The organism is Streptomyces sp. NBC_00078 (genome assembly GCF_026343335.1).
Taxonomy (GTDB): Bacteria; Actinomycetota; Actinomycetes; order Streptomycetales; family Streptomycetaceae; genus Streptomyces.
On the sequence record NZ_JAPELX010000001.1, the window covers coordinates 728620 to 751860 of the forward strand.

The window sequence follows — 23241 nt, forward strand, 5'->3', positions numbered from 1 at the left end:
CATCGGCGTCCGCGGGCAGCCGTAGACGCACGCAGCCCTTGATGTGCGTAGCCGTCGATGTGCGCTCAGCGGGCGCGAGGTGCCGCGGTGCCGGAGTCCGCCCGTCTTGAGGTGCGCAGTGTGCCGACCGTCTTCAGCAGGCGGTCGGCGGGGGCACGCAGTTCGGGATGGGCGTTGACCGTGTTCCGAAGCCCCCGCACGGGTCTGCGCCACAGCCGGTGCGCCGCGGCGACCGGGTGGGGGCGGCTGGCGAACCCTTCCGCCACGCGCAGCTCACGGGTCTTGAGCCAGTCCTTGTACTCCTTGTCGCCGCGCCCCAGGTCCATGAGCGTGATCCCGTGCCGGGCCGCCGCCTCCGCCGTGCGCAGATGCATCATCAGCCCGGGCGAGTAGTAGTGGAGATCGGGGTCGTACGCGGTGAACCAGGCGGCGAGCACCGTGCGTGATCTGGGCCCGAAGTGCGCCGCGACCGGCCGGTCACCGGCGTACAGCACCGACAGCACACCGGTGAAGTGCTCCTCCTGGACCTGGTGGAGATGCTTCACCAGGTCGACGATCCACGGCCGGGCGAAGCGGTCCATCCGGCCCGTCCTGCGGTACTGGGCGGACTTCCACTGCATGAGCCGGTGCAGCATCCGCTGATCACGTTCGTCGAACTCGAACCGCAGCTCGCCCACGTCCCGCCCGATACGACGTTCCTTCTTCAGCGTCGTCTTGGCCAGCCCAGGATAAGCGCCGCGCAGCCACGGCGCGTAACCGCTCTCGTCGGGCTTCAGGTCGACGACCGGAGAGGCGAACATCCCCGTGACATGCCGTCCGAACGGCTTCTGTTCCTCCACGAGATGATCGAACTCGAAGATGGAAAGACCGCAGGCCTTCAGCAGCTCCTGGGCCTCCCAGGTGACTCCGGGGCGGTGCACGAGAGCCTGGCAGTCGGAGAGACCGAGACCTATGGCCTTGCCGACGCCGAAGGCGTTGCGCTCGAACGGGAGGAAGCCGGCCGGCCGCCCGTCCTCACGCAGGACCGCGACCCTGGTTCCGGCGCGGTACCGGCCGATACCGAGCGCGAACTCCGGCGCCAGGAAAGGGTTGGCGTACTCGGGCGACTCGTCCATCGCACGGTGCCAGGCCGAGCGCAGCGAGGCGTTCAGTTCGTCGACTCTGTGGATCGTGACGTCCACGTCAGATCATCCGCCCTTCCACAGGCTCCGTGAGTGACGTTCCGACCGCGGCACAGGCCGTTAGAGCGTGTGGACCCCTGTTCAGTGATCGCATCGGCGACCGCTCCCCCCGTGACGTCCCCCCGCGGCGCATGGTCCGCGTCCTACCACTTCTTGAGTATCAGCCGATTCCGCGCCGTGTACACGGTCGTTCCGCGCTTGACTCTCAGGTTCCGAACTGTACGCCGAGGATCAAACGTCGCGAAACAGTACGCATGTTGTCAAGAGCGCCTGCCGCAACAAAAGACCGCGGACCGCCGCTAGCCGGCGGACCGCCCGCCGAACTGCCAGTCGTGGATCTCGACGCTCTCGTAGAGGCCCTCGCGGGCGTACGGCTCGTCCGCCATCATCGCTTCGGCGGCACTCCTGTCCCGCAGCTCGACCAGCAGGGCGGTGCCCGTCCATGCGCCGCCGTCCAGGGACAGCAACGGGCCGTAGGCGATGAGGTGTTCGCGGTAACCGCGGTCGAGGTAGCGGTGGTGGGCTGCGTCCAGGGGCGCCTGGGCCGTGGTCGTGCCCGGCTTGCCGTGCGCGATGACCAGGAAGCGTCGATGTCCGGCCGTTGCCCCCGTGAACTCCCACATGGTGCGGCCCAGGACGTTCCGCCAGCGCCGTACCAGCACCTCTTCCTCGTAGACACCGGCGTGGTAGTTGGGTTCTTCGAACGCGAACTCGTGCGCGGCCGCCTCGTCGGGCAGGCCGACGATGTGCATGCTCCCGGTGACCGCCGTGCCGTCGGCGGTGAACGTGGGGCCGCGCGCGATCATCGTGTCGGCGTACCGGTCCATGAACGCCCAGTGATCTTCGATCAGTTCCGACCGCAGTGCCCACGTTCCCGGCCGGTCCCGGCAGTAGAAGAAGTAGTCCACGTCACCCCTCCGAAGGATCATGCTCTCCTCGGGACAGTAGCGGCGATCGGGACGGCGGGCATCGCGATTTACCCCCGGTGCGCCGCCGCGGCTTCAACCGCCCGCGGCGCCCTTCTGCTGACCGCCGACGAACGCCAGGGCCTCCCGGGCGAGGGATGACCAGGCCAGGGTGGAGGCCGGGGAGAGGCTGAACCACTCCTTCATGGGCGTGCCCTTGTCGGCCTCGAAGTTGTTCCCCTCGCCCGCGTCGACCAGCGCGTCCACCCGCTCCCTGGAAAGCTTCGCCACCAGCCGTCCGCGGACCGGCATCGCGAAGATCTTGCCGTGCACCCGCAGCGCGGTCCTGCCGAATCCGGAGCCGGAGCCGCCGGGCGGAGTGACCCAGGGCAGGCCGAGCAACTCGGTCACCAGGTCGTCGAACTGTTCCTCCGCCGGTGTCATGACCGTCCTCCCACGTCCCCCGGCGACACCCGCGCGGCCCGGTCCGCGGGGCCGGTCCATGCGTAGGCCGTCAGCCCCGCCGGTGACTCCGGGGAGCCCGCAGGGACGGGCCGCCGGGCGCGCGTGTCCGCGCGGGAGCGGGTGGCGCGTCCTCGGAGGACTCACGGTGGAGTACAGGAACGTCGTCCTTGTGCCGGGCCCGCGGACCGGCTCTGTCGCCGCGCAGCATGCGGCATGGACGCCGCACCGGGTGCCGCCGTACGACCACCGCCTTCCTCAGCGGCGCAGTCGGTCGAAGCGGAGCGGTTCCAGGGCCGGGGGCGGTCGCCGGTGCGGACGTACTCGGTGAGGGTGCAGCCGGTGACCGGGCGTCGACCCCGCGGCCGACCTGGAACTGTCCGGCCGAGGTCCACTCGGGGCTCGACGCGGGCACTCCGTTCCCGTGAGGCACGGCCGGTCCTACGGCCGGCCCGCTCCCGGCACCTCGACCGGGACGGAGAGGACCTGGCCGGTGCCGGGTGCCACCAACTCGGCCTCCGTCATGCCCTGCCAGACGGCCGCCGTGATGAACAGCGTCCGGCCCTCGGGACCGCCGAGCGCGCAGGCGAACGCCCCGCGGTCCAGCGTCACGGTCTGCAGCACCTTGCCGCCCTCGGCGACGCGCACACAGCGCCGGTGGGGGACATCGGCGTACCAGACGGCGTTCTCCGCGTCGAGGCAGATCCCGTCCGGCGTGCCCGCGCCCAGGTCGGCCCAGACGCGCCGGCCGGACAGGCGCCCGTCGGCCCCGATGTCGAAGGCGACCAGACGATGGCGGTAGGAGTCGGCGACGATCAGTGTGGAGTCGTCCGCGGTCACCGCCATGCCGTTGGGGAAGGCGATGTCGTCGGCCACCTCGCTCACCGAGCCGTCGGGGGCGACCAGATGGACGGACCCGGGTTGTGCGTCCTCCCCCGCCATCGGGTCGAAGTGGGCGCGATTGACGTAGGTGTTGCCGCGGCCGTCCGCGACGATGTCGTTCCAGCCGGGGACGCCGAGATCCGCGTAGAGGGCCAGGCTGCCGTCGGGCTCGCGGCGCAGCAGCCGTCCCTGCCCGGACGAGACGATCAGCAGTCGGTCGTCGGGCAGCCAGGCGGTGCACAGGGGCAGCGACGGTACCCGGGCGACGACCTCGGTGCGTCCGGCCGGGTCGACGGCGACGACCTCGCCGGCGGTCCAGTCGGAGAAGTACAGCCGGTCGCCGTGCCAGCGGGGTGACTCGACCAGGCCAAGGCCGGTGAGCAGCGTGGATACCCGGGTCATCGTCATCACAGCCCTTCCTCGTGACCGGCGCAGTGCCGGCCTCTCACTCTCCACACGAACGGCGGCCGCGCGCATCGACAGATCCGACCGGGAAATCTCCGACGTCCACCGGCCCCCGCGACCCTGAGACATCACAGGGTCCCTCCTGCCTCGTTCGATGCCATGGTCGTTGATCATCGGCAATCGAATGGAGGAACCGATGCTGACACCACGACCGATCCGGTCCCGGCTGGGATCGGCGGCCGCCGCGGGGGCGGCCGTCGCCCTGCTCGCCGGGGCCGGGCTGCTCACGGCGGCGCCCGCCCAGGCCGATCCGCGCCCGTGCCCCGGCGCAGGCCCGGGCGACCCGGCGCGCTGCGCCCAGGTGATCGACATCGATGCGGGCTCGTCCCTGGTGATGCGCACCGCACCGCGCTACGGCGCCGGGGCGGTGGCCCGGTTCGGCAACGGGCAGTGGCTGGAGCTCGACTGCTGGACCACCGGCGACCCGGACGCCGACGGCCACGGCTACCGCTACTGGATGCAGGTCTCCACCGGCAGCGCGAACGGCTACGTCAACGACTGGTATCTCGACAGCGGCGGCCCGAACGTCTGGAAGTCCCGGATCCCCCAGTGCGCCTGATCCCGTCGAACCAGTTGAACGGTTCGAACCGGTCCAACCGGTCGAACCAACGGAGGAATCCCTGATGAAGCGTCTGCGTGCCCTCACCGCGACGGGAGTCGCTCTCACCGCCGCGGCCGCGGCCGTCCTCGCCGGCGCGGGGCCGGCCGGCGCCGCGATCCACTCGTGCAGCATCTCCGGCGACCCGGCCGTGTGCGCCAACGTCACCGGCATCGACGCCGGGTCCTATCTGGCCGTACGTACCGCCCCCAGGTACGGCGCGTCCGAGTCCCGGGCCTTCGGCCACCACCACAACGGGGACGAACTCGGCATCGACTGCTGGACCACCGGTGGCCCGGACGCCGACGGCCACGGCTACCGCTACTGGATGCGGGTCGACAACGGCATCGGCGACGGCTACGTCAACGACTGGTACCTGAACACCGGAGGTCCTGGCACCTGGAAGTCACAGATCCCGCAGTGCTGAGCGGGCCGCCCGGCCAGTGCCCCGTCAGGCAACGTTTGCCCGTAAAGGAGCGGCGTCCGGTGCGTGCTCTGGGGGTCCCCCCGGCCGGAGGCTGGGGGAGTGCCGGGTGCGGGCCCTTGTACTGGACGTACTTGGGTCTGTGCCAGGTGCGGCGAGCGGGGGCACCTCCCACGCCGTTGAGGCAGTGGGGGAGCGTGCCGGGCGTCGCGACGGGGCGAACGTCGCTTGTCGGGGCACTAGTAGACTGTCGCGACTAAGTGTCGTGCTGGTTGGTGGAGTTGGGGTCGGGCGAGCTTCGCTTGTCGCTTCCGTTCGGCTGGGCAGGGGTGCCGTGTCCTCGCAGAAGAAGTATCCGGTCGCGTTGAGCGCCGAAGATCGTCGGGCGTTGGAGCGTGTGACGACGACGGGGGTCCGCAGCGCGTCGATGATCAGGCGGGCGCGGGTACTGCTCGCGCTGGACACCTCGGTCGGTGAGGTCGATCCGCGGGCGGTGATCGCGGACCGGGTCGGGGTCTCGTGCGATTCGGTCCGCCTGATCTCGAAGCGCTACGCGGAGACCGGCGGCGATGTGTGGGCCACGGTCGGCCGGAAGGAACGCGCACTCCCGCCGGTGCCCTCTGTGGTGACCGGCGAGGTCGAGGCGAGGCTGATCGCGCTGGCCTGCTCGACGCCGCCCAAAGGACACGCCAGGTGGTCGCTGCGCCTGCTGGAGAAGCACGTCGCGCTGGTCGAGGACATCCCGGATCTGGACCACTCCACCATCGGCCGGGTGTTAAAAAACGGAACTGCGTCCTCATGTGAAGAAGTGCTGGACCATTCCGCCGGCTGCGAATGCGGCCTTCGCCGCGGCGATGGAGGACGTCCTGGCGGTCTACCACCGACCCTTCGATCCGGCGCGCCCGGTGGTGTGCATGGACGAGAAGCCGTACCAGCTCCTCGGCCACGTCCGCGATCCGCTTCCCGCGCAGCCGGGCCGTGACCGGCGTGAGGACAACGAGTACGTCCGCTCGGGGACCTGCTCGATCTTCTGCTGGGTCGAGCCGCTGCGCGGATGGCGGCGCGTCGACGCCCGGCCCCGCCGGACCAGGGTCGACTGGGCGCACCAGGTCGAGCACCTGCTGACCGTGGACTATCCCGACGCCGCCACGGTCGTGCTGGTGATGGACAACCTCAACACCCACACCACCGCCTCGCTCTACGAAGCGTTCGACCCGGCAAAGGCCTTCGCGCTGGCCCAGCGCCTGGAGATCCACCACACCCCCAAACACGGGTCCTGGCTCAACATCGCCGAGATCGAGCTCTCCGCGCTCACCCGCCAGTGCCTGGACCGCCGCATCGACGACCTCGCCGTGCTCAACGCCGAACTCGCCGCCTGGCAGCAGCACACCAACAGCAACCAGCGCCAAGTCGACTGGCACTTCACCACCGACGACGCACGCGTGAAACTACGCCACCTCTACCCAACCACATAGCGAAATTAAGTCGCGACAGTCTACTAGCGACCCTTGCGGCCGACTCCCGCGTACACCCAGTACTCCGACGGCTTGTCCGGGATCAGGTCGTCGGGGTCCGGGCGCCACAGCGGCACATACACCAGGCCCGGGTCCACGAGGTCGAAGCCGGCGAAGAGTGCGCGGATCTCGTCCTGGGAGCGGGCGCTGACCGGTGAGGTGGCGCGGGAGCGGTACAGCTTGCCGACGGCGTCCGCGGTGTCGGGGCGATCCTGGTTGGTCGCGTGGGTCAGCGCCAGCCAGCTGCCGTCGGGCAGGGCGTCCTGGAAGGCGGCCACGATGCCGGCCGGGTCCTCCTCGGGCGTGACGAAGTGCAGGATCGCGTTCATCAGAACGGCCACGGGCTGATCGAAGTCGATCAGTTTCCGCACCTGCGGGGAGGCCAGGACGTCGGCCGGCCGCCGGATGTCGGCGTCGACGATGTCCGCGTCCGGGTTGTCGGCGAGCAGAGAGGTGCTGTGGGCCACGGCCACGGGGTCGTTGTCCACGTAGACCACACGGGCGCCGGGGCTTACGGCCTGCGCCACCTCGTGGACGTTGCCCTGGGTGGGGATGCCCGAGCCGAGGTCGATGAACTGCCGCACCCCGGCGTCGATCAGGAAGCGCACGGCCCGTCCCAGGAAGGCGCGGTTGGCCCGGGCCAGGGTACGCACCTGGGGGTCGATGGCGGTGAAGGCCGCGAGGGCCTCCCGGTCGATGGCGAAGTTGTGCTGCCCGCCCAGCATGGCGTCATACATCCGGGCGACGCTCGCCTTGTCCGGATCCGTCCCCGGTTCGATTCCTGCGCTGTCCGTCACGACAACTCCCTTTCCGACCAGGGGCATTGACGCGTCATCATATAGTTGCCGACGACGCGCGGCGAGCCATCCCGATCATCGTGCGTCCGGAGCCCCCACCCGGAAAGGCACGACCCCTGCGGAACGAACCTCGCAGCCGCACCGACGACACACCCGCCGACCCGCCTTCGCCGCGACGGTCGGCCTTCTCCCCCGCGGCGGACGCCATCGGCTCGGAACTCGAACTGTGGCTGACCGGCAGTCATGTCGTGCACGCGCTGACGCCCGGATTCTGCGATGCGGCGTCGGTCTACCTGCTGGAGCGCTGGCTGCGCGAGGAGAACGCGTACCCGGCCGCGGATCCGCCCCAGATAGAGGCGCGCCGCCTGGCGCTGCGCGTGGGCACGGACGCGGCCGAGGACTGGGACGGGGTGCTGCCGGCCGGCGAGGTCATCGTCTTCCCGCGCGAGACTCCGTACGCGCGCGCCCTCGCCGCCGGACACGCGCAGCTGCTCGACGCGGTCGACACCCACACCTCCGAGCGGCTCACGGCCTCCGGAGGGGGCGACGCGCGGATCGAGGACCTGCTGAGCGCCTCGTCCTTCCTCGTCGTCCCGCTTCATCTGCGGGGCACCGCGGTCGGCTTCGTCGCCTGCACGCGCGGCGCGGACCGGGCCCCCTTCCGGCCCGCGGACATCGTGGCCGTGGAGTCGCTGGCCGCGCGGGCCGCCATAGCCCTGGACAACGCCCGCCGTTACGAGCGCGAGCGCCGCACCGCCCTGGCCATCCGGAACAGCCTGCTGCCGGGCACCGCCCATGAGGCCCAGGGGTGCCGCATCGCCCACGGCTGCCTTCCCGCCGGACAGGGCAACATCATCGGCGGTGACTGGTTCGACGTGCTGAAACGACCCGGGGACCGGGTCAGTCTGGTCGTCGGGGACGCCATGGGGCACGGCCCGGAGTCCGCCGTCGCGATGATCCAGCTGCGCACCGCCGTCCGCACCCTGGCGGGACTCGACATCCCTCCCGCGGATCTCGTACGGCGCCTCGACCGGCTCGCCTGCGACACCCCCGGAGCCTCGTTCGCGACCTGCATCTACGCCGAGTGGGACGCCCGTCAGCGCACCTGCACGCTGGTCGGAGCGGGCCATCCTCCCCCACTGCTGCGCGGCCCCTCCGGCAAGACCGCGCCGATCCCGCTCACCAGTCCCGGTCTGCCCCTCGGGCTGGGCACGGGCAGCTACGAGGCCACCGTGCTGACCCTGGACGAACCGGCCCTGCTCGTGCTCTACAGCGACGGACTGGTCGAGTCCCGCGAGGCCGATATCGACCAGCAGATCAGCCGCCTCGCACGCGCCGTGGACACGGCCTTTCTCGAACCCTCGGCCGCTGACGCCGCGGACAGCCTGCAGGCCCTGTGCCGCCGGCTGCTGCGCTCCCCTTCCGGCGCGGCCGGCGCCGACGACCGCACGCTGCTGCTCGCCGAGCTGACGCCCGCGAAGGACTGAACTCGCCCTGTGGACCGGCAGGTTCAGGTCCAGGTCGTCAGGTTCGCCCACACGGCGTTGCCGCCGGTGAGCCTGGACCGGTCGACCCCCCAGGTGTCGGCGATCGCCTCCACGAGGAGCAGGCCGCGGCCGCCCTCGTCGTCGGGGCCGGGCTCGCACCGGGGCAGGCCGACGCCCGTGTAGTCGTGGTCGTGCACCTCCAGGCGCAGACATCCGTCCGCGACGAGGCCGATGCCGCACAGGATCCGCGCGCTGAGCGTGTGCCGCAGGGCGTTGGTGGCCAGCTCGGACACGAGCAGGACTGCGTCCGCACACAGATCGCCCGGCAGGCGCCACGCGCCCATCCGCGCGCTCATGGATCGACGGGCGACCTTGATGCTGGAGCGGTGCGGAGGCAGTTCGAGCCAGTGCGTTCGTTCCGGGTTCGCGGCGTCTAAGAGCTGCGGGGAGGAAGTCGTGTGGGGGGACACGGCGGTTGCCTTCCAGGAGAGCGGGCGCGCTGTGATCGTCGTAACGAATCACACAAGTAACTATGCTCACAGGGCAGTTCAACCTGCAACCAGCTGCCTGATAATTTCATGGCGCCGGTATCCATCTGCTGACTTCACCAAGTCACCTTTGGTACCGATTCAGTGACGGCCCCTCAGGAGGTAGTACGTTGAACGAAGGTCGGCCGGGCGCGGGCAACGGCTCCAGCGCACCCACCGTTCTCCGCATGATCCTCGGCCGGCGCCTGCAGGAGCGCCGCCAGGGTGCGGGCGTGTCGCTGGAGGACGCGGCCAAGGCCCTGCGGGTGACGTCCTTGACCATTCGCCGCCTGGAGAAGGCCGAGGTCGCCCTCAAGCCGCTGTACGTGGAGAAGCTGCTTGAGACGTACGGGGCGGACAAGCAGGAGATCGAGGAGTTCGTCGCCCTCGCCGAGCGGGCCAACGAGCCCGGGTGGTGGCACATGTACCGCGATGTGCTGCCGAGTTGGTTCAGCGGTTACGTGAGCCTGGAGAGCGGGGCCACGACCCTGCGCACCTACGAGCCCCACTACGTGACGGGCCTGCTGCAGACCCACGCCTATGCGCGCGCCGTGCTGCGCGGCGGCCTCCCGAACGGCAGTGAGGAGGACCTGGAGCGGCGGGTGGACCTGCGACTGCGCCGCCAGGGCCTGCTGGCCGGATCCGACGCCCCCACGCTGTGGGTGGTGATGGAGGAGGCCGTACTGCACCGGGTGGTGGGCGGCCCCGAGGTGATGCGGGAGCAGATCGACCGGCTCCTGGAGGTCTCGGAGCTGGAGCATGTCAGCGTCGACGTCGTGCCGTTCACCGCCGGCGCCCATGTCGGGGCGTGTGCCCCCTTCACCTACTTCCGGTTCGAGGAGCGGGAGCTGCCGGACATCGTCTACAGCGAGATCCTCTCCGGCGCCATGTACCTGGACCAGCGTTCGGACGTGGCGGCCCATCTGGAGGCGCACAACCGCATGTCCCTGCTGACCTCGGACGCGGACAGCAGGGGGCTTTTGAACCGCATGCGAAAGGAGTACTCATGACCCCGATCGACGGCAGTGTCTGCAACGTCTACAACGGCATGCCGGCGGCGGATCTCGGCGAACAGGGCTGGGAGTCTCCGTGGAGCGGTCCCAACGGGGGCCAGTGCGTGCAGACGAAGCAACTCGCCGACGGCCGCGTGGCACTCCGGCAGTCGACGGATCCTGCCGGTCCCGCGCTGATCTACACCCCGGAGGAGATCACCGCGTTCGTCGCGGGGGTCAAACGGGGCCTCGCCGATCACCTGACCGCCACCCACCCCCACCGCACCACTCCGAAAGGGACAGGATGACCAACTCGCACGCCGCGCGGGACATCGACACCAGCAGGCCCCACTCCGCCCGGATGTACGACTACTACCTCGGCGGCAAGGACCACTTCGAGGTCGACAAACTGGCCGCCGAGACCGTCGCGTCGGTCTACCCGGCGATCTTCGTGTGCGCCCGCGAGAACCGGGCGTTCATGCACCGCGCCACCCGCGTCCTCGCCAGGGAGCACGGCATCCGGCAGTGGCTGGACATCGGCACCGGCATCCCCACCGAGCCGAACCTGCACCAGGTGGCGCAGTCGGTGGTCCCGGAGGCGCGGGTGGTCTACGCCGACAACGACCCGCTCGTCCTCAAGTACGCCGAGCGCCTGATGCGCAGCACCGCGCAGGGCCGCACCACGTACATCGAGGCGGACGTCAACGACCCCGCGACGCTGCTGAACTCCCCCGCGCTGGCCGAGGTCCTGGACCTCGATCAGCCGGTGGCCCTGTCGCTCAACGCCCTGATGCACTTCGTGACGGACTCACAGGACCCGTACGGCATCGTGGAGCGGCTGCTGGCCGTGCTGCCCTCGGGCAGCGCGCTGGCACTGAGCCACTGCACGCCCGACTTCGACCCGGCGACCTGGCAGAAGGTCACCGACATCTACACCAATGCCGGCACTCCGGTGCGGTTCCGCTCGCGCGACGACGTCGCCCGTTTCTTCAGCGGGCTCGACCTGCTCGACCCCGGCGTCTTGGTCGGCCACCGCTGGCGCCCGGAGGGCGACTCGGACGCCACGGACGCCGAGGTCAGCCTGTGGACCGGCGTGGGCATCAAGCCGTAGCCGTCGGGTGTGTGTACGGGGGCTGGACGGGCCCCGGATCCGATCGGGTCCGGGGCCGTCCTGCGTCCGCGAGGGGGCCGGTCAGGGCTGGACCGGCTTGCCGCGTCCCCAGGCCCAGGCGAGGCGGTCGGCGCCGGACTGGTTGGTGGTGGCCAGCCACGGGCGGGCGGCCGGGCCGGTCAGCTTCTGGACCGAGTAGGTGTCGTCGGTGCGCAGTCCGGGCCAGTAGACGGACCCCATTCCGAGCTTGCGGAAGGTGTCGGTGTCGGCCTGGATGAAGTTGACCGAGTTGTTGGTGGCGTCCGGCTTGTCGTAGTCGAAGCCGGTGGTCATCGGGGCGCCGAACTCGTCGGCGACGGTGCGGCTCGCGCAGGTGCCGAGGCGCTCCTTGAGGTCGGACACCCACTGGTCGTAGGTGGCGTAGTCCTTCCAGAACCCGTAGTGGTGCAGCGACAGATAGGTGCCCTTCAGCCGCGGGTCGGCGCAGACCGAGGTGACGTGGTCGTTGTAGCCGGCGCCGCTGACGAAGACCCGGTCGCGCGGGACGGACCGATAGGTGGCGAGCCACTTCGCGGCGAGGTCGGCCCACTGGGCGTCGGTGTAGCCGTGGGGCTCGTTCATCGGCTCGAAGTAGACGTGGCTGTCGTGCTTGTAGGTCTTGACGACGGTGTTCCACATCGGCCAGTAGGTGGCCTCGTCGTCGATGAAGCCGTCCTTCTTGTCTCCGGTGCCCTCCCAGTAGGAGACGATGACCTTGAAGCCCTTGTCCGACGCCGCGTCGATGACACCGCGGTACGACTTCCAGTACGAGCCGTTCACGGTGTACGGGTTGATGGGCAGCCGGACGGTGTTGGCACCGAGGTTGGCGCGGAACGCCGAGATGACCCGGCTCGCCTTCGCGTATGTCTGGGCGTAGCTGTCGGAGAGCGACAGGCCGGAGAGCACGACGGGGTCGTTGGCGTAGTTGTCACGGGGGTCGGCCCAGTTGACGCCCTTGAACTGGGACGTGTTCTTCGGCGCGGCGGCGGAGGCGGGGGTACCGGCGAGGGTCGCACCGCTGATCGCGGCGATCGCGACCGCCACGCAGGCGGTACGCAGCCGGGGAGTGAGGCGGCGTTCGGCAGGGGTCTTGCTCATCGACGTGCCTTTCGGGAGGTGGCGGCTCGGCGCCCCGCGTGTTTACGTAAACGTGAGCTGTCGCGGCAACGGATGTTTACGTAAACTCGGCGGCGCCGGAATCGTGGCATCCGCTCCAGCGGCCGTCAAGATGTCCCACGCGTAACATTCCGGTTCGTCGACGGAGACGGGAGTGGTGCAGGCATGGACCTGAACGAGCGGCCGCAGCGGGTCTCCGCACCTGCCGGCGGTGCGCAGCGGGGCGGCTCCGGCGTACCGGGCGGGCGCCGCAAGCAGCGTGTCTCCATGGCCGATGTCGCCAAGCTCGCGGGCGTGTCGTCGCAGACCGTCTCCCGTGTCTCCAACGGTCATTCCGGAGTGATCACTTCGACCCGGGAGCAGGTGCTCGCGGCGATGCGGGAGCTGGGCTACCGGCCCAACAGCGCCGCGCGCGCCCTGCGATACGGCCGGTTCAACACCATCGGCGTGATCCTCTTCAGCCTGTCCTCGACGGGCAACAGCCGCACCGTGGAGGCGATCGCCACGCATGCCGCGGACGAGGGGTACGCGATCACGCTGATCCCCATCGACGTCCCGACCCAGGACAACGTGCTGGGGGCCTTCACGCGCATGGGCGAGCTGGCCGTCGACGCCGTCATCGTCATCATGGAGATCCATCTGCTCGACACGGCCACGGTGCAGCTGCCGCCCGGCGTGCACGTGGTCGTCGTGGACTCCGACGCCGGCGACCGCTACAGCGTGGTCGACACGGACCAGGCCGACGGAGCGCGCAAGGCCGTGAGCCATCTGCTCGACCTGGGCCACCGGACGGTCTGGCACGTGACCGGCCCCGAGACGTCCTTCGCCGGCCAGCGTCGCACCCAGGCCTGGCGGGCCGTGCTGGAGGCGGCGGGACGTCCGGTGCCGCCGCCCCTGCACGGCGACTGGTCGGCCGAGTCCGGCTACACGGCAGGTCTGGCGCTCGCCGCGCAACCCGGCTGCACGGCCGTGTTCGCCTCCAACGACCAGATGGCGCTCGGGCTGTTGCGCGCCTTCCACGAACGGGGTCTGACCGTGCCCGCGGACATCAGCGTCGTCGGCTTCGACGACATCCCCGACGCCGCCTTCTTCGTTCCGCCCCTCACCACCGTCCACCAGGACTTCGCCGAGGTCGGCCGCCGCTGCGTCCGGGGCGCCCTCCAGCAGATCCGCGCCCACGGCGGCTCGCAGGCGGGCACCGATCTCGTCCCGACCACCCTGGTCGTCAGAGACAGCACCGCAGCGCCGCCCGGCCGGCGTCCGTGACTGTGCCGTTGGGCACGACGCCAGGAGACCCCGGCCCGTTCGAGCGGCCGGCCGCCTCCGGCGTGCCACAAGGCTGGACCATGGAGACCGAGCCGATCACGCCGTCCACCCCGCGGCCCGTGCGTCGGCCGGCGCTGGTGCAGGGCTGGCACGAACTGACCTTCCTGCACTGGCCGGTGGAGCCGGAGCGGGTGGGCGCTCTGCTGCCCGCCGGGACCCGACCGGACACCCTCGACGGGGTCACCTACGTCGGCCTCGTACCGTTCCTGATGCGCGGCGTGGGCCTCGGCCCCGGGCCGGGTCTGCCGTATCTCGGGACGTTCTGCGAGACGAACGTACGGCTGTACTCGGTGGACGAGCAGGGCCGCCGAGGTGTCGTGTTCCGGTCGCTGGACGCCAGCCGGCTGCTGCCCGTGCTGACGGGCCGGTTCGGCGTACGCCTGCCGTACGTGTGGTCGTCGATGCGCCTGCGCCGCGAGAACGGCGTGCTCACCTACACCTGCCGTCGTGGACGGCGCGCGGGCCGGGGGCCCACGAGCCGGATCGTGGTGCGGCCCGCCGCTCCGATAGCGCGGCCCACCGCGTTGGAGCTGTTCCTCACCGCCCGGTGGGGCATGCACGTCCCGTGGCACGGCCGCACCGTGCACCTGCCGAACGAGCACGCGCCCTGGCCGCTGCACCGGGCCGAACTCCTCGGCCTGGACGACGACCTGATCACCGCGGCCGGCCTGCCGCAGATGCCGCAGCCGCCGGTCAGCGTGCTCTACTCGCCGGGTGTGTCGGTCCGCTTCGGGGCCCCCTCCACCGTGCGGCCGGCCCCGGTCCCGGACCGTTAGTGTGATGCGCCCGGGAGCCGCTCCTACGACGCGCTCGGGTCCGCCGCCGGGTCCCCGCCGCCCAGTTGCTCGATGGTCCCGCCGAGCCTGAGCCGGAACGTCTCCAGCGTCTTCGGCTCCGCGCTGACGACCCAGCGGGAGCCCACGAGGTACCTGCCCCCGTACATGGCGGCGCTCTCGAGCCAGACCTGCTGGAACCTGGCCTCGGGGAAGGTGGTGATGACGTAGTCCGACTTCTCCGTGTGGCAGACGCCCTGGCGCAGTTCCGCCGCCTCGACGCGGATCCTGGCCTTGCAGCCGGTCGGGCCGGCGATCACCTCGACCTTCGCCGGTGCCACAACTCCCGCGTCCGGAGCTGCCGTTACCACCGCCCCCGCCGTCCTGACCGGCCTGGAACGTGCGGCGTCGTCGTCCTCTCCTGCGGTGCAGGCGGCGGTCAGGGGAAGAAGGGCCAGGCTGCCGGCCATGGTCGCGCCGCGCACCAGCCGGGTCGTGGGCGGGATGCGTACCGTGCGTCCTCGTGATGGCTGCGGTGACACGTGCGTCTCCCTGTCGGCGCCGTTGCGCCCGCCCCGGACGGACAGGCGTACCACAGGGGTACGAGTGAACACCGACGGCTGTTCACCGGCCCCCGGAGGCAGGACGATGCAGGAAAGGAGAAGCGCCGGCCCTCCGGCCGGGCCTGGCGTGACCTCGGTGATCCGACGTCTCGTTCCCTCCGCCTACCGGCCCGTCCTCGTCGACCGGGTGTTCAGGCGACTGATCCTCGGCTTCGGTGTCTCCAGCCTCGGGGACGGCATGAGCTTCGTGGCGGTGGCGTGGCTCGCCATCGAGCTCGCTCCGCAGGCCGGCGCGGGGCTGTGGGTCGGTGGCGCGGTCGCCGCGTACACCCTGCCGGGTGTGCTCGGCGCGCTGGTGCTGGGCCGCCGGCTGCGCCGGGTGCCGGCCAGGCGGCTGCTGATCGCCGACAGCGTGGTGCGCGGAGTGTTCCTCGGCGCCGTGCCGCTCGCCCGGTTCACCGGACTGCTGTCGCCGCCGCTGTACGTCGTACTGCTCGCGCTCTCGTCACTGCTGCACGCCTGGGGCAGCGCGGGCAAGTACACGCTGCTCGCCGAGCTGCTGCCGGAGGACCGGCGGCTCGCCGGGAACACCCTCGTCAGCTCGCTCAACTTCGCGGCCACGATCGCCGGGCCCGCCGTCGCCGGTGTGCTGGTGACGTACGTGAGCTCCGCGCTCGTGCTCGGCCTGGACGCCCTCACCTACGTGTTCCTCGTGGTGCTCGTCGTGCGCACCCGGCTGCCGGAGTCGGGGCACGTCTCGCCCGTCGACCGGGCGGCCGCGCGCGGCGGGCTCGCCCTGCTGCGCTCCCGTCCCGAGCTGCTCGGTCTGCTGACGCTCACCTGGTTCTTCAACCTGCTGTACGGCCCGGTCGAGGTGGCCCTGCCGCTGCATGTGACCGACGACCTGCACGCCCCCGGCACACTCCTGGGCCTGTACTGGATGCTGTTCGGCTTCGGCGCCGTGCTCGGCTCGCTGGGGGTGGGCGCACTGCGGCGGCTGCCCCTGTGGCCCGTGACGGTGGGCATCGTGATCGCCTGGGGGCTCTCGCTGCTGCCGTTCGGGCTGGACGTGCCGACGGCCGTCACCGTCGCGTGCTTCGCGTTCGGCGGTGTGATCTACGGACCGTTCGTGGCGCTCTCCGTGACGCTCATGCAGACGAAGTCGCCACCACAGCACCTGGCCGCGATGCTCGCGGCCGGCAACGCCGTACTGCTCACCGCGTCGCCGCTCGGCACGGCGCTCGGCGGACCGCTCATCGCGGCGCTGGGCCCGCGGGCGACACTCGGCGGATCGGGGCTCGCCACGGTGGTGCTCGGCGCCATCGCGTGCCTTCTGCTGGCGGCCCGGCGCGCGAACCACGGTCCGGACGGGTTCCGGAACCGATCAGGAATCGAGAAGCGCCGGTCCGCGGACCGCGGATAACGTGACCGCAGAACCACGACCTCAGGAGTGACCATGGCCGGCTCACCCACTCAGGGAATCAGGACCGTGCTGCACCCCGTGACCGACGTCGCGGCCGCCAGGGAGGTGTACGCCGCCCTGCTGGGCGTGCCCCCGGTGGCCGACGAGTCCCACTACGTCGGCTTCGAGGCCGGGGGCCGGCACATCGGGCTGGTGCCGGGTGGCGGGCCGCAGGGCGTGACCTCGCCGGTGACCTACTGGCAGGTGCCGGACACCGAGGGGAAACTCGCCGAGGTGACCGCCGCGGGTGCCACCGTGAAGGAGCCCGCGCACGACGTCGGCGGCGGCCATCCGCCGGCCACCTTCACCGACCCCGACGGCAACGTCCTCGGGCTGCTGCAGGACCGCTGAGCCCCGGTCCCCCGCCGGCCACCGGCGCCCGCTCCCCGCCCCGGCCCGACAGATGGAGAGACGATGACCACGGCCAAGAGGACGGACTCGCAGTCGTCCGCGCTGCACGCCGCCGACAGCCACGACCTGATCCGCGTGCACGGCGCGCGCGAGAACAACCTCAAGGACGTCAGCATCGAGATCCCGAAGCGCCGACTGACGGTGTTCACCGGCGTCTCCGGTTCGGGCAAGAGCTCCCTGGTGTTCGACACCATCGCCGCGGAGTCCCAGCGGCTGATCAACGAGACCTACAGCGCCTTCGTGCAGGGCTTCATGCCGAGCCTGACGCGGCCCGAGGTCGACGTCCTGGACGGTCTGACCACCGTGATCAGCGTCGACCAGCAGCGGATGGGCTCCGACCCGCGCTCCACGGTCGGCACCGCCACCGACGCCAACGCGATGCTGCGGATCATGTTCAGCCGGCTCGGCAAGCCCTACGTCGGGCCGCCCGGAGCGTTCGCCTTCAACGTGCCCTCGGTCTCGGCGGCCGGTGCGATCTCCGTGGGCGGCGGCGCCAAGCAGAAGGTCACCTTCAACAAGGTCGGCGGCATGTGCCCGCGCTGCGAGGGCCGCGGTGCGGTCTCCGACCTCGACCTGACCCAGCTCTACGACGACACCAAGTCGATCAACGACGGCGCCTTCACCATCCCCGGATACACCGGCGGCGGCTGGAACTCACGGCTGTACGCGGAGTCCGGCTTCTTCGACCCGGACAAACCGATCCGCGGGTTCACCAAGAAGGAACTGCACGACCTCCTGCACCGCGAGCCGACGCGGATGAAGATCGCGGGCATCAACATGACCTACGAGGGTCTGATCCCGCGCATCCAGAAGTCGATGCTGTCCAAGGACAAGGAGGCGATGCAGCCGCACATCCGGGCCTTCGTGGAGCGGGCGGTCACCTTCACCACCTGCCCCGACTGCGAGGGCACCCGGCTCGCCGAGCACGCCCGTGTCTCGAAGATCAAGAAGATCTCGATCGCGGACGCCTGCCGGATGGAGATCCGGGATCTCGCCGACTGGGTGCGCGGGCTCGCGGAGCCTTCGGTGGCGCCGCTGCTGACGGCGCTGCAGCAGACCCTCGACTCGTTCGTCGAGATCGGCCTCGGCTATCTCTCCCTCGACCGGCCCGCGGGCACCCTGTCGGGTGGCGAGGCACAGCGCGTCAAGATGATCCGCCACCTCGGCTCCTCGCTCACCGACGTCACGTACGTCTTCGACGAGCCGACGACGGGCCTGCACCCGCACGACATCCAGCGCATGAACGAACTGCTGCTGAGGCTGCGGGACAAGGGCAACACGGTTCTGGTCGTGGAGCACAAGCCGGAGGTCATCCAGATCGCCGACCACGTCGTCGACCTCGGCCCGGGCGCCGGTACGGCGGGCGGCACCGTCTGCTTCGAGGGCACCCTCGACGGGCTGCGCGGCAGCGACACCGTCACCGGCCGCCACCTCGGCGACCGGGCCTCGCTCAAGGACACGGTGCGCAAGTCCACCGGCACCCTGGAGATCCGCGGCGCCAAGGCGAACAACCTGCGGGACGTCGACGTGGACGTCCCGCTGGGCGTGCTCGCCGTGATCACCGGCGTCGCGGGTTCCGGGAAGAGTTCGCTCGTGCACGGATCGGTCCCCGAGGAGCTCGGGGTGATCTCGGTCGACCAGAGCCCGATCCGGGGTTCGCGGCGCAGCAACCCGGCGACGTACACCGGTCTTCTGGAGCCGATCCGTAAGGCGTTCGCCAAGGCCAACGGCGTCAAGCCCGCGCTGTTCAGCGCCAATTCCGAGGGTGCCTGCCCCACCTGCAACGGCGCCGGGGTCATCTACACGGACCTGGCGATGATGGCGGGGGTAGCCAGCACCTGCGAGGACTGTGAGGGCAAGCGGTTCGACGCGTCGGTGCTCGAATACCACCTCGGCGGCCGGGACATCTCCGAGGTGCTTGCGATGCCGGTGTCGGAAGCGCTGGAGTTCTTCGCCGAGGGCGAGGCGCGCACCCCGGCAGCGCACAAGGTCCTCGAACGTCTCGCGGACGTGGGGCTCGGCTATCTCACCCTCGGTCAGCCGCTCACCACGCTCTCCGGCGGTGAGCGGCAGCGTCTGAAGCTGGCCACGCACATGGCGGACAAGGGCGGCGGCCGTTCCGTCCTCGTACTCGACGAGCCGACCACCGGCCTTCACCTCGCCGACGTCGAGCAACTCCTCGGTCTGCTCGACCGGTTGGTCGACTCCGGCAAGTCGGTGATCGTCATCGAGCACCACCAGGCGGTCATGGCCCACGCCGACTGGATCATCGACCTCGGCCCCGGCGCGGGCCACGACGGCGGCCGTGTCGTCTTCGAGGGCACCCCGGCCGACCTCGTCGCCGCCCGCTCCACCCTCACCGGCGAGCACCTCGCGGGGTACGTGGGCGCCTGATGCGAGGCGACCCACCTCCTGGCCGGCCTTGACCCTGGCCAAGGGCCAAGGCCGGCCGTGGCCGCATGGATGCCGACGCTCGCCTCGCCGGACTCCTGGCCTCCTGGAGGGAGCAGCCGGGCCCGTGGCGCGCGAGAATGGACCGGTGGGCGGCGAGATGGTGGACGAGTCGGTGCGGGGGGTCCCCGCGCCGCCTCTGCGGGGGCTGGTCGGGTGGTACTCCGGCTACCGTCAGCGCGGCGTCCCGCACGGCCGGCATCGAGGGCTGCCGTCACCGTGGCTGACACTGATCATCACCCTCGACGAACCGTTGACCATCGCCGCCCATCCCGATCCGGGCGCCGCCCGCGGTGACTATCCGACCCTGTTGGGCGGCCTGCACCTCACACGCCCGCGCTCATCGAGATCCCCGGGCGGCAGTCCGGCATCCAGGTCGCGCTCAGCCCGCTCGGCGCGCGCGTCCTGCTGGGGCTGCCGGCGGGGGAGCTGGCCGGGACCGACCTGTACGCCGACGACGTGCTCGGCGCGGTCGTGCGCGAGGTCCATGACAAGGTGCGCGAGGCGCCCGGCTGGGCGGCCCGGTTCGCCGTCGTCGACGACTGGCTGGTTCGGCGCATGTCCCTGCACAACGGCACAGGGCCCGTCCCCGCCGCTCCGGTGGCCGGTGCCTGGCAGCGGCTGCTGTCCGCCGGCGGTCGGCTGCGCGTCGACAAGCTCGCCGCCGACGCCGGTGTCAGCGAGCGGCACCTGCGTAACCGCTTCCGCGCCGAGATCGGTCTCACCCCCAAGGCGGCCGCCCGCGTCATCCGCTTCGACCTGGCACGACGGCGTCTGGCGAGCCGCCCCTGCCGGCCCGACCTCGCGGGCCTGGCCGCCGACTGCGGCTACGCGGACCAGTCGCACCTCGACCGCGAGTTCGCGGCGCTCGCCTCCTGCTCGCCGAGCGACTGGCTGGCGCAGGAGTTCCGAAACATCCAATCCGGGCACGTCCCGCCCGCGTGACGCTGGTGATGCCGGCCGGCCACGCCAGGAGGCCGATCCAGGCAGGCACCCGCGAGACGGAGGCACACCACCATGCCCAGCACATCAGACACGACCAGCACGTCCGACGCGACCAGTACGTCCGACGCGACCAGCTCCGACACGTCCGGCCCCACCGGGCAGCCCCCCGCCCCTCAGGTCTGGCCCACCCTGCGTGCCCACGACGCCCGGTCTTTGATCCGCTTCCTCGTCGACGCCTTCGGCTTCGAGGAGACCGTGGTGTACGGCGAAGGCGACGTGGTCCAGCACGCCCAGCTCAGCTGGCCCGAGGGCGGCGGCATCATGCTGGGATCGGTCCGTGAGGAGCACGAGCCCGGTACGGGCCCGACGCCGCCCGGTGCCTTCAGCGCCTACGTCGTCACCGCCGACCCGGACTCCGTCCACGCCCGCGCCAGGGCCGCCGGCGCCGACATCACCGCAGACCTGCACGTCACCGACTACGGCTCCCGCGACTTCGCCGCACGCGACCCGGAAGGCAACAGGTGGAACTTCGGTACCTATCGTGGCGAACCACGCTGAACCGCACGGCGTGAGTTTGCCCACGCCACCCCGGTGTGCCATGGGGGCCGACCAGGGAGTTGTCGCACGCCGTACCCTCCCTCGCCGCGGACGTCACAGCCGTCGTTCACCGCGTGCGGGCACACTTGGGCATGCGCTGCTGCCTGTCCGCTCCCCTCGCCGCCCTGCAGACCCTGCCCGATCCCTGTCAGGTCCTGCGGTCCGGCGCCCTCCTCACGCCCGCCCTGCTGCGGACGGCCGCCGATGCCCTGCGCGGATCGGCGGGCCGCGGCAGGCATCGTCACCGTGACGGCCTGGCCGCGATCCATCTGGAGCTCGTCACCCTGGCCGAGGACCGCGCCGTCGTCACCTGGTACACGGGAGTGCCCGGCAGCGACGACGGCCTGGGCCACATGCTGCCCGCGGTCACGGAGGGCGAGGTCGTCTACGGCACCCGCCCCGGCCGCCTCAACCGCGTCGCGGCGGAGGAGGGGCCGGTGGCGCACCACTACGTGGAGCTGACGGACCTGGAGCCTGGGCAGACGTACTACTACCAGGCCCGCTCGCGGGGTGTGGCCGCGACACCCACCCCGCTGCATCTGGTCCGCGGCAACGCCGTCGGCACCAACCGGCACGGCCTCGGCTCGGGCGGCGGCCCGTACTCGTTCACCACACCGCAGCCGCCGCCGGGGCGGCATCTGCTGTCGATCGCGCTCTGCAACGACCTGCACCTGGGTGAGACGACCGCCGGTCTGGTGACCGGCGTTCCCCTGCTGCGCGGGGTGCGACAGGAGCAGGGACTGGCGCCGTATCCGGAGATCATGAGCCGCGCGGTGGTCGAGGAGGCCCGGCTGCGGGGAGCGGACGTGCTGCTGGCCGCCGGGGACATCTCGGCCGGCGGCGGGGCACAGGACCTGGCCGAGGCCAAGCGGATCCTGGACGGTTTCGGCATCCACGGCAGGGACTACTTCGTCGTCCGCGGAAACCACGACCGCCCCGGGCACGGCAACTGCCGCTCCTGTGCCGGCGGTTGCGGCGACTCCTTCCGCGACGGGTTTCTCGACGGCGACGGGCCGTCGTACTTCTCCCGCGACCTCGGCGGTCTGCGGATCGTCGGGCTCGACACCTACGAGAAGGACGGGAACGGCGCCGACTCGGGCGGCCTCGGCGGTGAGCAACTGTCGTGGTTCCGGGCCCGGTTGAGGGAGGCCAAGGACCAGCCCACCGTGGTGTTCGGGCATCATCCGCTGGCCGTGCGGGACTCCGTCTTCCCGGTGACGGGCGGGCAGCGCCTCGGCCGTCGTCAGGCCCGTTCCATCCTCGACGCCTATGCCGGCGCACCCGGCGTCTTCCTCCATCACGCGGGCCACACCCACCGCAACAAGCGCACGGTGCTGCCGCAGGCCCCGCACGTCACGATGCAGGAGGTCAGTGCGGTCAAGGAGTACCCCGGCGGCTTCTGCCTGGTGCGGATCCATTCGGGCGGGTTCGCCGTCAACCACTACAAGGCGCGCGGTGCCGCGGCCCGCGAATGGGGCGAGCGCAGCCGCCGCGTGGCCGCGGGGCTGTGGCCGCACCATGCGCTCGGCCGCTCGGTCGCGGACCGCAACAGCATGACGGTCCGCGACCTGTCCGGCATCACCCGCCCGGCGAACCGGCTTTCCCTGCAGGCTCCGTGAGCCTCGAAGCGGCACACCGTACGTCGACTGCCGTGAGCGCCAGCGCGAGCGGCCCGGGCACCAGGAACGCCAGCGGGACCAGCATCCACGCACACAGCGCAGCCGTCGCCACCGCGAGAAGCACCAGGCCACTGCCGCCCGCGTCGTGTACCGAATCCCGCGCGGCCGCGCGCAGGGCGGCCGGCCAGTCGTCGAGGGACTCGGGGCGTGCGCAGGCTCTGAGGGCGACCAGCGCGGCGCACCCGCCGATCGCGGCGGCCACCACCGCGAAGAGGGGCGCCCCGGGCAGCCCCGCCCCCGCCAGCGCCAGGTCCGCGGCGAACAGCAGCGCGCCCGCCAGGGCGACGGCCCCCGCCACCAGGTCGCCCGCGCGCAGGCGCCGCCGCAACAGGGCGAGATAGCGGCCCGCGGTGACGGGCTGGTCCTCCCGCGCGCCCCGCAGCACCGCACACGCCGTCGACAGCGCGGCAGGCGAGGTCACCAGCGGCAGACAGGCCGCCGCCGTCGCGAGGCCGACGCTCAGCATGTCGGCGAACAGGGTCATGCGCGGCCCGAAGACCTCACCCGGTTCGCGCGTCCGTGTGCCGCTCATGC

At 71.2% G+C, this 23241-nt stretch carries 24 protein-coding genes and 1 pseudogene; 16 read left to right on the plus strand and 9 right to left on the minus strand.

Annotation, left to right across the window (positions count from 1 at the left end):
• Nucleotides 1-65 precede the first annotated feature (65 nt).
• From OOK07_RS03390 to OOK07_RS03405, 4 genes are all read right to left on the minus strand, one after another.
• Nucleotides 66-1181 carry a GNAT family N-acetyltransferase gene (locus OOK07_RS03390; protein ID WP_266676834.1) on the minus strand — a complete coding sequence of 372 codons (1116 nt, stop codon included), beginning with the start codon at nucleotides 1179-1181 and terminating at the stop codon, nucleotides 66-68.
• Nucleotides 1182-1480: 299 nt separating this feature from the next.
• Nucleotides 1481-2110, minus strand: a complete 630-nt coding sequence (locus tag OOK07_RS03395) for a YciI family protein (protein ID WP_405673109.1) — start codon at nucleotides 2108-2110, stop codon at nucleotides 1481-1483.
• 72 nt (nucleotides 2111-2182) lie between these two features.
• Nucleotides 2183-2530, minus strand: coding sequence for a hypothetical protein (locus OOK07_RS03400; RefSeq protein ID WP_266794928.1), 348 nt, complete (start codon nucleotides 2528-2530; stop codon nucleotides 2183-2185).
• A gap of 459 nt (nucleotides 2531-2989) precedes the next feature.
• Entirely contained in the window at nucleotides 2990-3838 is an 849-nt protein-coding gene (locus OOK07_RS03405; protein WP_266794929.1) for an SMP-30/gluconolactonase/LRE family protein, read from the minus strand.
• Between the two features lie 193 nt (nucleotides 3839-4031).
• Between OOK07_RS03405 and OOK07_RS03410 the strand changes: the two genes are divergently transcribed.
• The 4 genes and pseudogenes from OOK07_RS03410 to OOK07_RS03425 all read left to right on the plus strand — a co-directional run bounded on the left by OOK07_RS03410 (nucleotide 4032) and on the right by OOK07_RS03425 (nucleotide 6392).
• Nucleotides 4032-4454, plus strand: a complete 423-nt coding sequence (locus tag OOK07_RS03410; protein WP_266676840.1) for an SH3 domain-containing protein — start codon at nucleotides 4032-4034, stop codon at nucleotides 4452-4454.
• 64 nt (nucleotides 4455-4518) lie between these two features.
• A complete protein-coding gene (locus OOK07_RS03415) occupies nucleotides 4519-4920 on the plus strand; it encodes a hypothetical protein (RefSeq protein ID WP_266794930.1) in 402 nt (133 codons plus the stop codon).
• A 424-nt stretch (nucleotides 4921-5344) separates the two neighbouring features.
• Nucleotides 5345-5635 (plus strand): annotated as a pseudogene (locus tag OOK07_RS03420) (helix-turn-helix domain-containing protein); the annotation flags it as partial.
• Between the two features lie 82 nt (nucleotides 5636-5717).
• Entirely contained in the window at nucleotides 5718-6392 is a 675-nt protein-coding gene (locus tag OOK07_RS03425; RefSeq protein ID WP_266675648.1) for an IS630 family transposase, read from the plus strand.
• A 23-nt stretch (nucleotides 6393-6415) separates the two neighbouring features.
• Here the strand turns inward: OOK07_RS03425 and OOK07_RS03430 are convergent, their stop codons facing one another.
• Entirely contained in the window at nucleotides 6416-7168 is a 753-nt protein-coding gene (locus tag OOK07_RS03430) for an SAM-dependent methyltransferase (protein WP_405673917.1), read from the minus strand.
• A 140-nt stretch (nucleotides 7169-7308) separates the two neighbouring features.
• Here OOK07_RS03430 and OOK07_RS03435 point away from each other — a divergent pair, with 140 nt between their 5' ends.
• On the plus strand, nucleotides 7309-8715 hold the full coding sequence (locus OOK07_RS03435) for a PP2C family protein-serine/threonine phosphatase (RefSeq protein ID WP_323182921.1): 1407 nt from the start codon (nucleotides 7309-7311) through the stop codon (nucleotides 8713-8715).
• A 23-nt stretch (nucleotides 8716-8738) separates the two neighbouring features.
• Here OOK07_RS03435 and OOK07_RS03440 read toward each other — a convergent pair whose 3' ends face one another.
• Nucleotides 8739-9185 (minus strand): ATP-binding protein, encoded by a 447-nt coding sequence (locus tag OOK07_RS03440; protein WP_266676846.1) that lies wholly within the window; start codon nucleotides 9183-9185, stop codon nucleotides 8739-8741.
• A gap of 188 nt (nucleotides 9186-9373) precedes the next feature.
• On the opposite strand from OOK07_RS03440, the gene OOK07_RS03445 reads away from it, so the two are divergent.
• From OOK07_RS03445 to OOK07_RS03455, 3 genes are read left to right on the plus strand one after another with little or no spacing between them, the layout of a single operon-like run.
• Entirely contained in the window at nucleotides 9374-10252 is an 879-nt protein-coding gene (locus OOK07_RS03445) for a Sco1979 family transcriptional regulator (RefSeq protein ID WP_266794931.1), read from the plus strand.
• Nucleotides 10249-10542 (plus strand): DUF397 domain-containing protein, encoded by a 294-nt coding sequence (locus OOK07_RS03450; RefSeq protein WP_266676850.1) that lies wholly within the window; start codon nucleotides 10249-10251, stop codon nucleotides 10540-10542. The genes OOK07_RS03445 and OOK07_RS03450 overlap by 4 nt, the downstream gene beginning before the upstream one ends.
• Nucleotides 10539-11345, plus strand: coding sequence for an SAM-dependent methyltransferase (locus OOK07_RS03455; protein WP_266676852.1), 807 nt, complete (start codon nucleotides 10539-10541; stop codon nucleotides 11343-11345). The genes OOK07_RS03450 and OOK07_RS03455 overlap by 4 nt, the downstream gene beginning before the upstream one ends.
• Nucleotides 11346-11426: 81 nt before the next feature.
• On the opposite strand, the gene OOK07_RS03460 is transcribed toward OOK07_RS03455, so the two are convergent.
• Nucleotides 11427-12482, minus strand: coding sequence for a glycoside hydrolase family 5 protein (locus OOK07_RS03460; RefSeq protein WP_266794932.1), 1056 nt, complete (start codon nucleotides 12480-12482; stop codon nucleotides 11427-11429).
• Between the two features lie 183 nt (nucleotides 12483-12665).
• Here OOK07_RS03460 and OOK07_RS03465 point away from each other — a divergent pair, with 183 nt between their 5' ends.
• Both OOK07_RS03465 and OOK07_RS03470 read left to right on the plus strand, forming a co-directional pair.
• On the plus strand, nucleotides 12666-13766 hold the full coding sequence (locus OOK07_RS03465; RefSeq protein ID WP_405673103.1) for a LacI family DNA-binding transcriptional regulator: 1101 nt from the start codon (nucleotides 12666-12668) through the stop codon (nucleotides 13764-13766).
• Between the two features lie 80 nt (nucleotides 13767-13846).
• Nucleotides 13847-14602, plus strand: a complete 756-nt coding sequence (locus tag OOK07_RS03470; protein ID WP_266794933.1) for a YqjF family protein — start codon at nucleotides 13847-13849, stop codon at nucleotides 14600-14602.
• Between the two features lie 23 nt (nucleotides 14603-14625).
• Here OOK07_RS03470 and OOK07_RS03475 read toward each other — a convergent pair whose 3' ends face one another.
• Nucleotides 14626-15141, minus strand: coding sequence for a hypothetical protein (locus OOK07_RS03475; protein WP_406311229.1), 516 nt, complete (start codon nucleotides 15139-15141; stop codon nucleotides 14626-14628).
• A gap of 157 nt (nucleotides 15142-15298) precedes the next feature.
• Here OOK07_RS03475 and OOK07_RS03480 point away from each other — a divergent pair, with 157 nt between their 5' ends.
• The 6 genes from OOK07_RS03480 (at nucleotide 15299) to OOK07_RS03505 (ending at nucleotide 22647) form a co-directional block, all read left to right on the plus strand.
• The gene (locus OOK07_RS03480) at nucleotides 15299-16585 is read left to right on the plus strand and encodes an MFS transporter (RefSeq protein WP_266794934.1); all 1287 of its coding nucleotides are present in this window, start codon (nucleotides 15299-15301) and stop codon (nucleotides 16583-16585) included.
• Between the two features lie 33 nt (nucleotides 16586-16618).
• Nucleotides 16619-16975, plus strand: coding sequence for a VOC family protein (locus tag OOK07_RS03485; protein ID WP_266794935.1), 357 nt, complete (start codon nucleotides 16619-16621; stop codon nucleotides 16973-16975).
• A gap of 63 nt (nucleotides 16976-17038) precedes the next feature.
• Nucleotides 17039-19429 (plus strand): ATP-binding cassette domain-containing protein, encoded by a 2391-nt coding sequence (locus tag OOK07_RS03490; protein ID WP_266794936.1) that lies wholly within the window; start codon nucleotides 17039-17041, stop codon nucleotides 19427-19429.
• Nucleotides 19430-19945: 516 nt separating this feature from the next.
• Nucleotides 19946-20431 (plus strand): helix-turn-helix domain-containing protein, encoded by a 486-nt coding sequence (locus OOK07_RS03495; RefSeq protein ID WP_266794937.1) that lies wholly within the window; start codon nucleotides 19946-19948, stop codon nucleotides 20429-20431.
• A gap of 72 nt (nucleotides 20432-20503) precedes the next feature.
• Entirely contained in the window at nucleotides 20504-20989 is a 486-nt protein-coding gene (locus tag OOK07_RS03500; protein WP_323178066.1) for a VOC family protein, read from the plus strand.
• A 131-nt stretch (nucleotides 20990-21120) separates the two neighbouring features.
• Entirely contained in the window at nucleotides 21121-22647 is a 1527-nt protein-coding gene (locus tag OOK07_RS03505) for a purple acid phosphatase family protein (protein WP_266801885.1), read from the plus strand.
• Here OOK07_RS03505 and OOK07_RS03510 read toward each other — a convergent pair.
• On the minus strand, nucleotides 22607-23239 hold the full coding sequence (locus OOK07_RS03510; protein ID WP_266794938.1) for a hypothetical protein: 633 nt from the start codon (nucleotides 23237-23239) through the stop codon (nucleotides 22607-22609). The two genes, OOK07_RS03505 and OOK07_RS03510, sit on opposite strands and share 41 nt — an antisense overlap.
• Nucleotides 23240-23241: the final 2 nt, after the last annotated feature.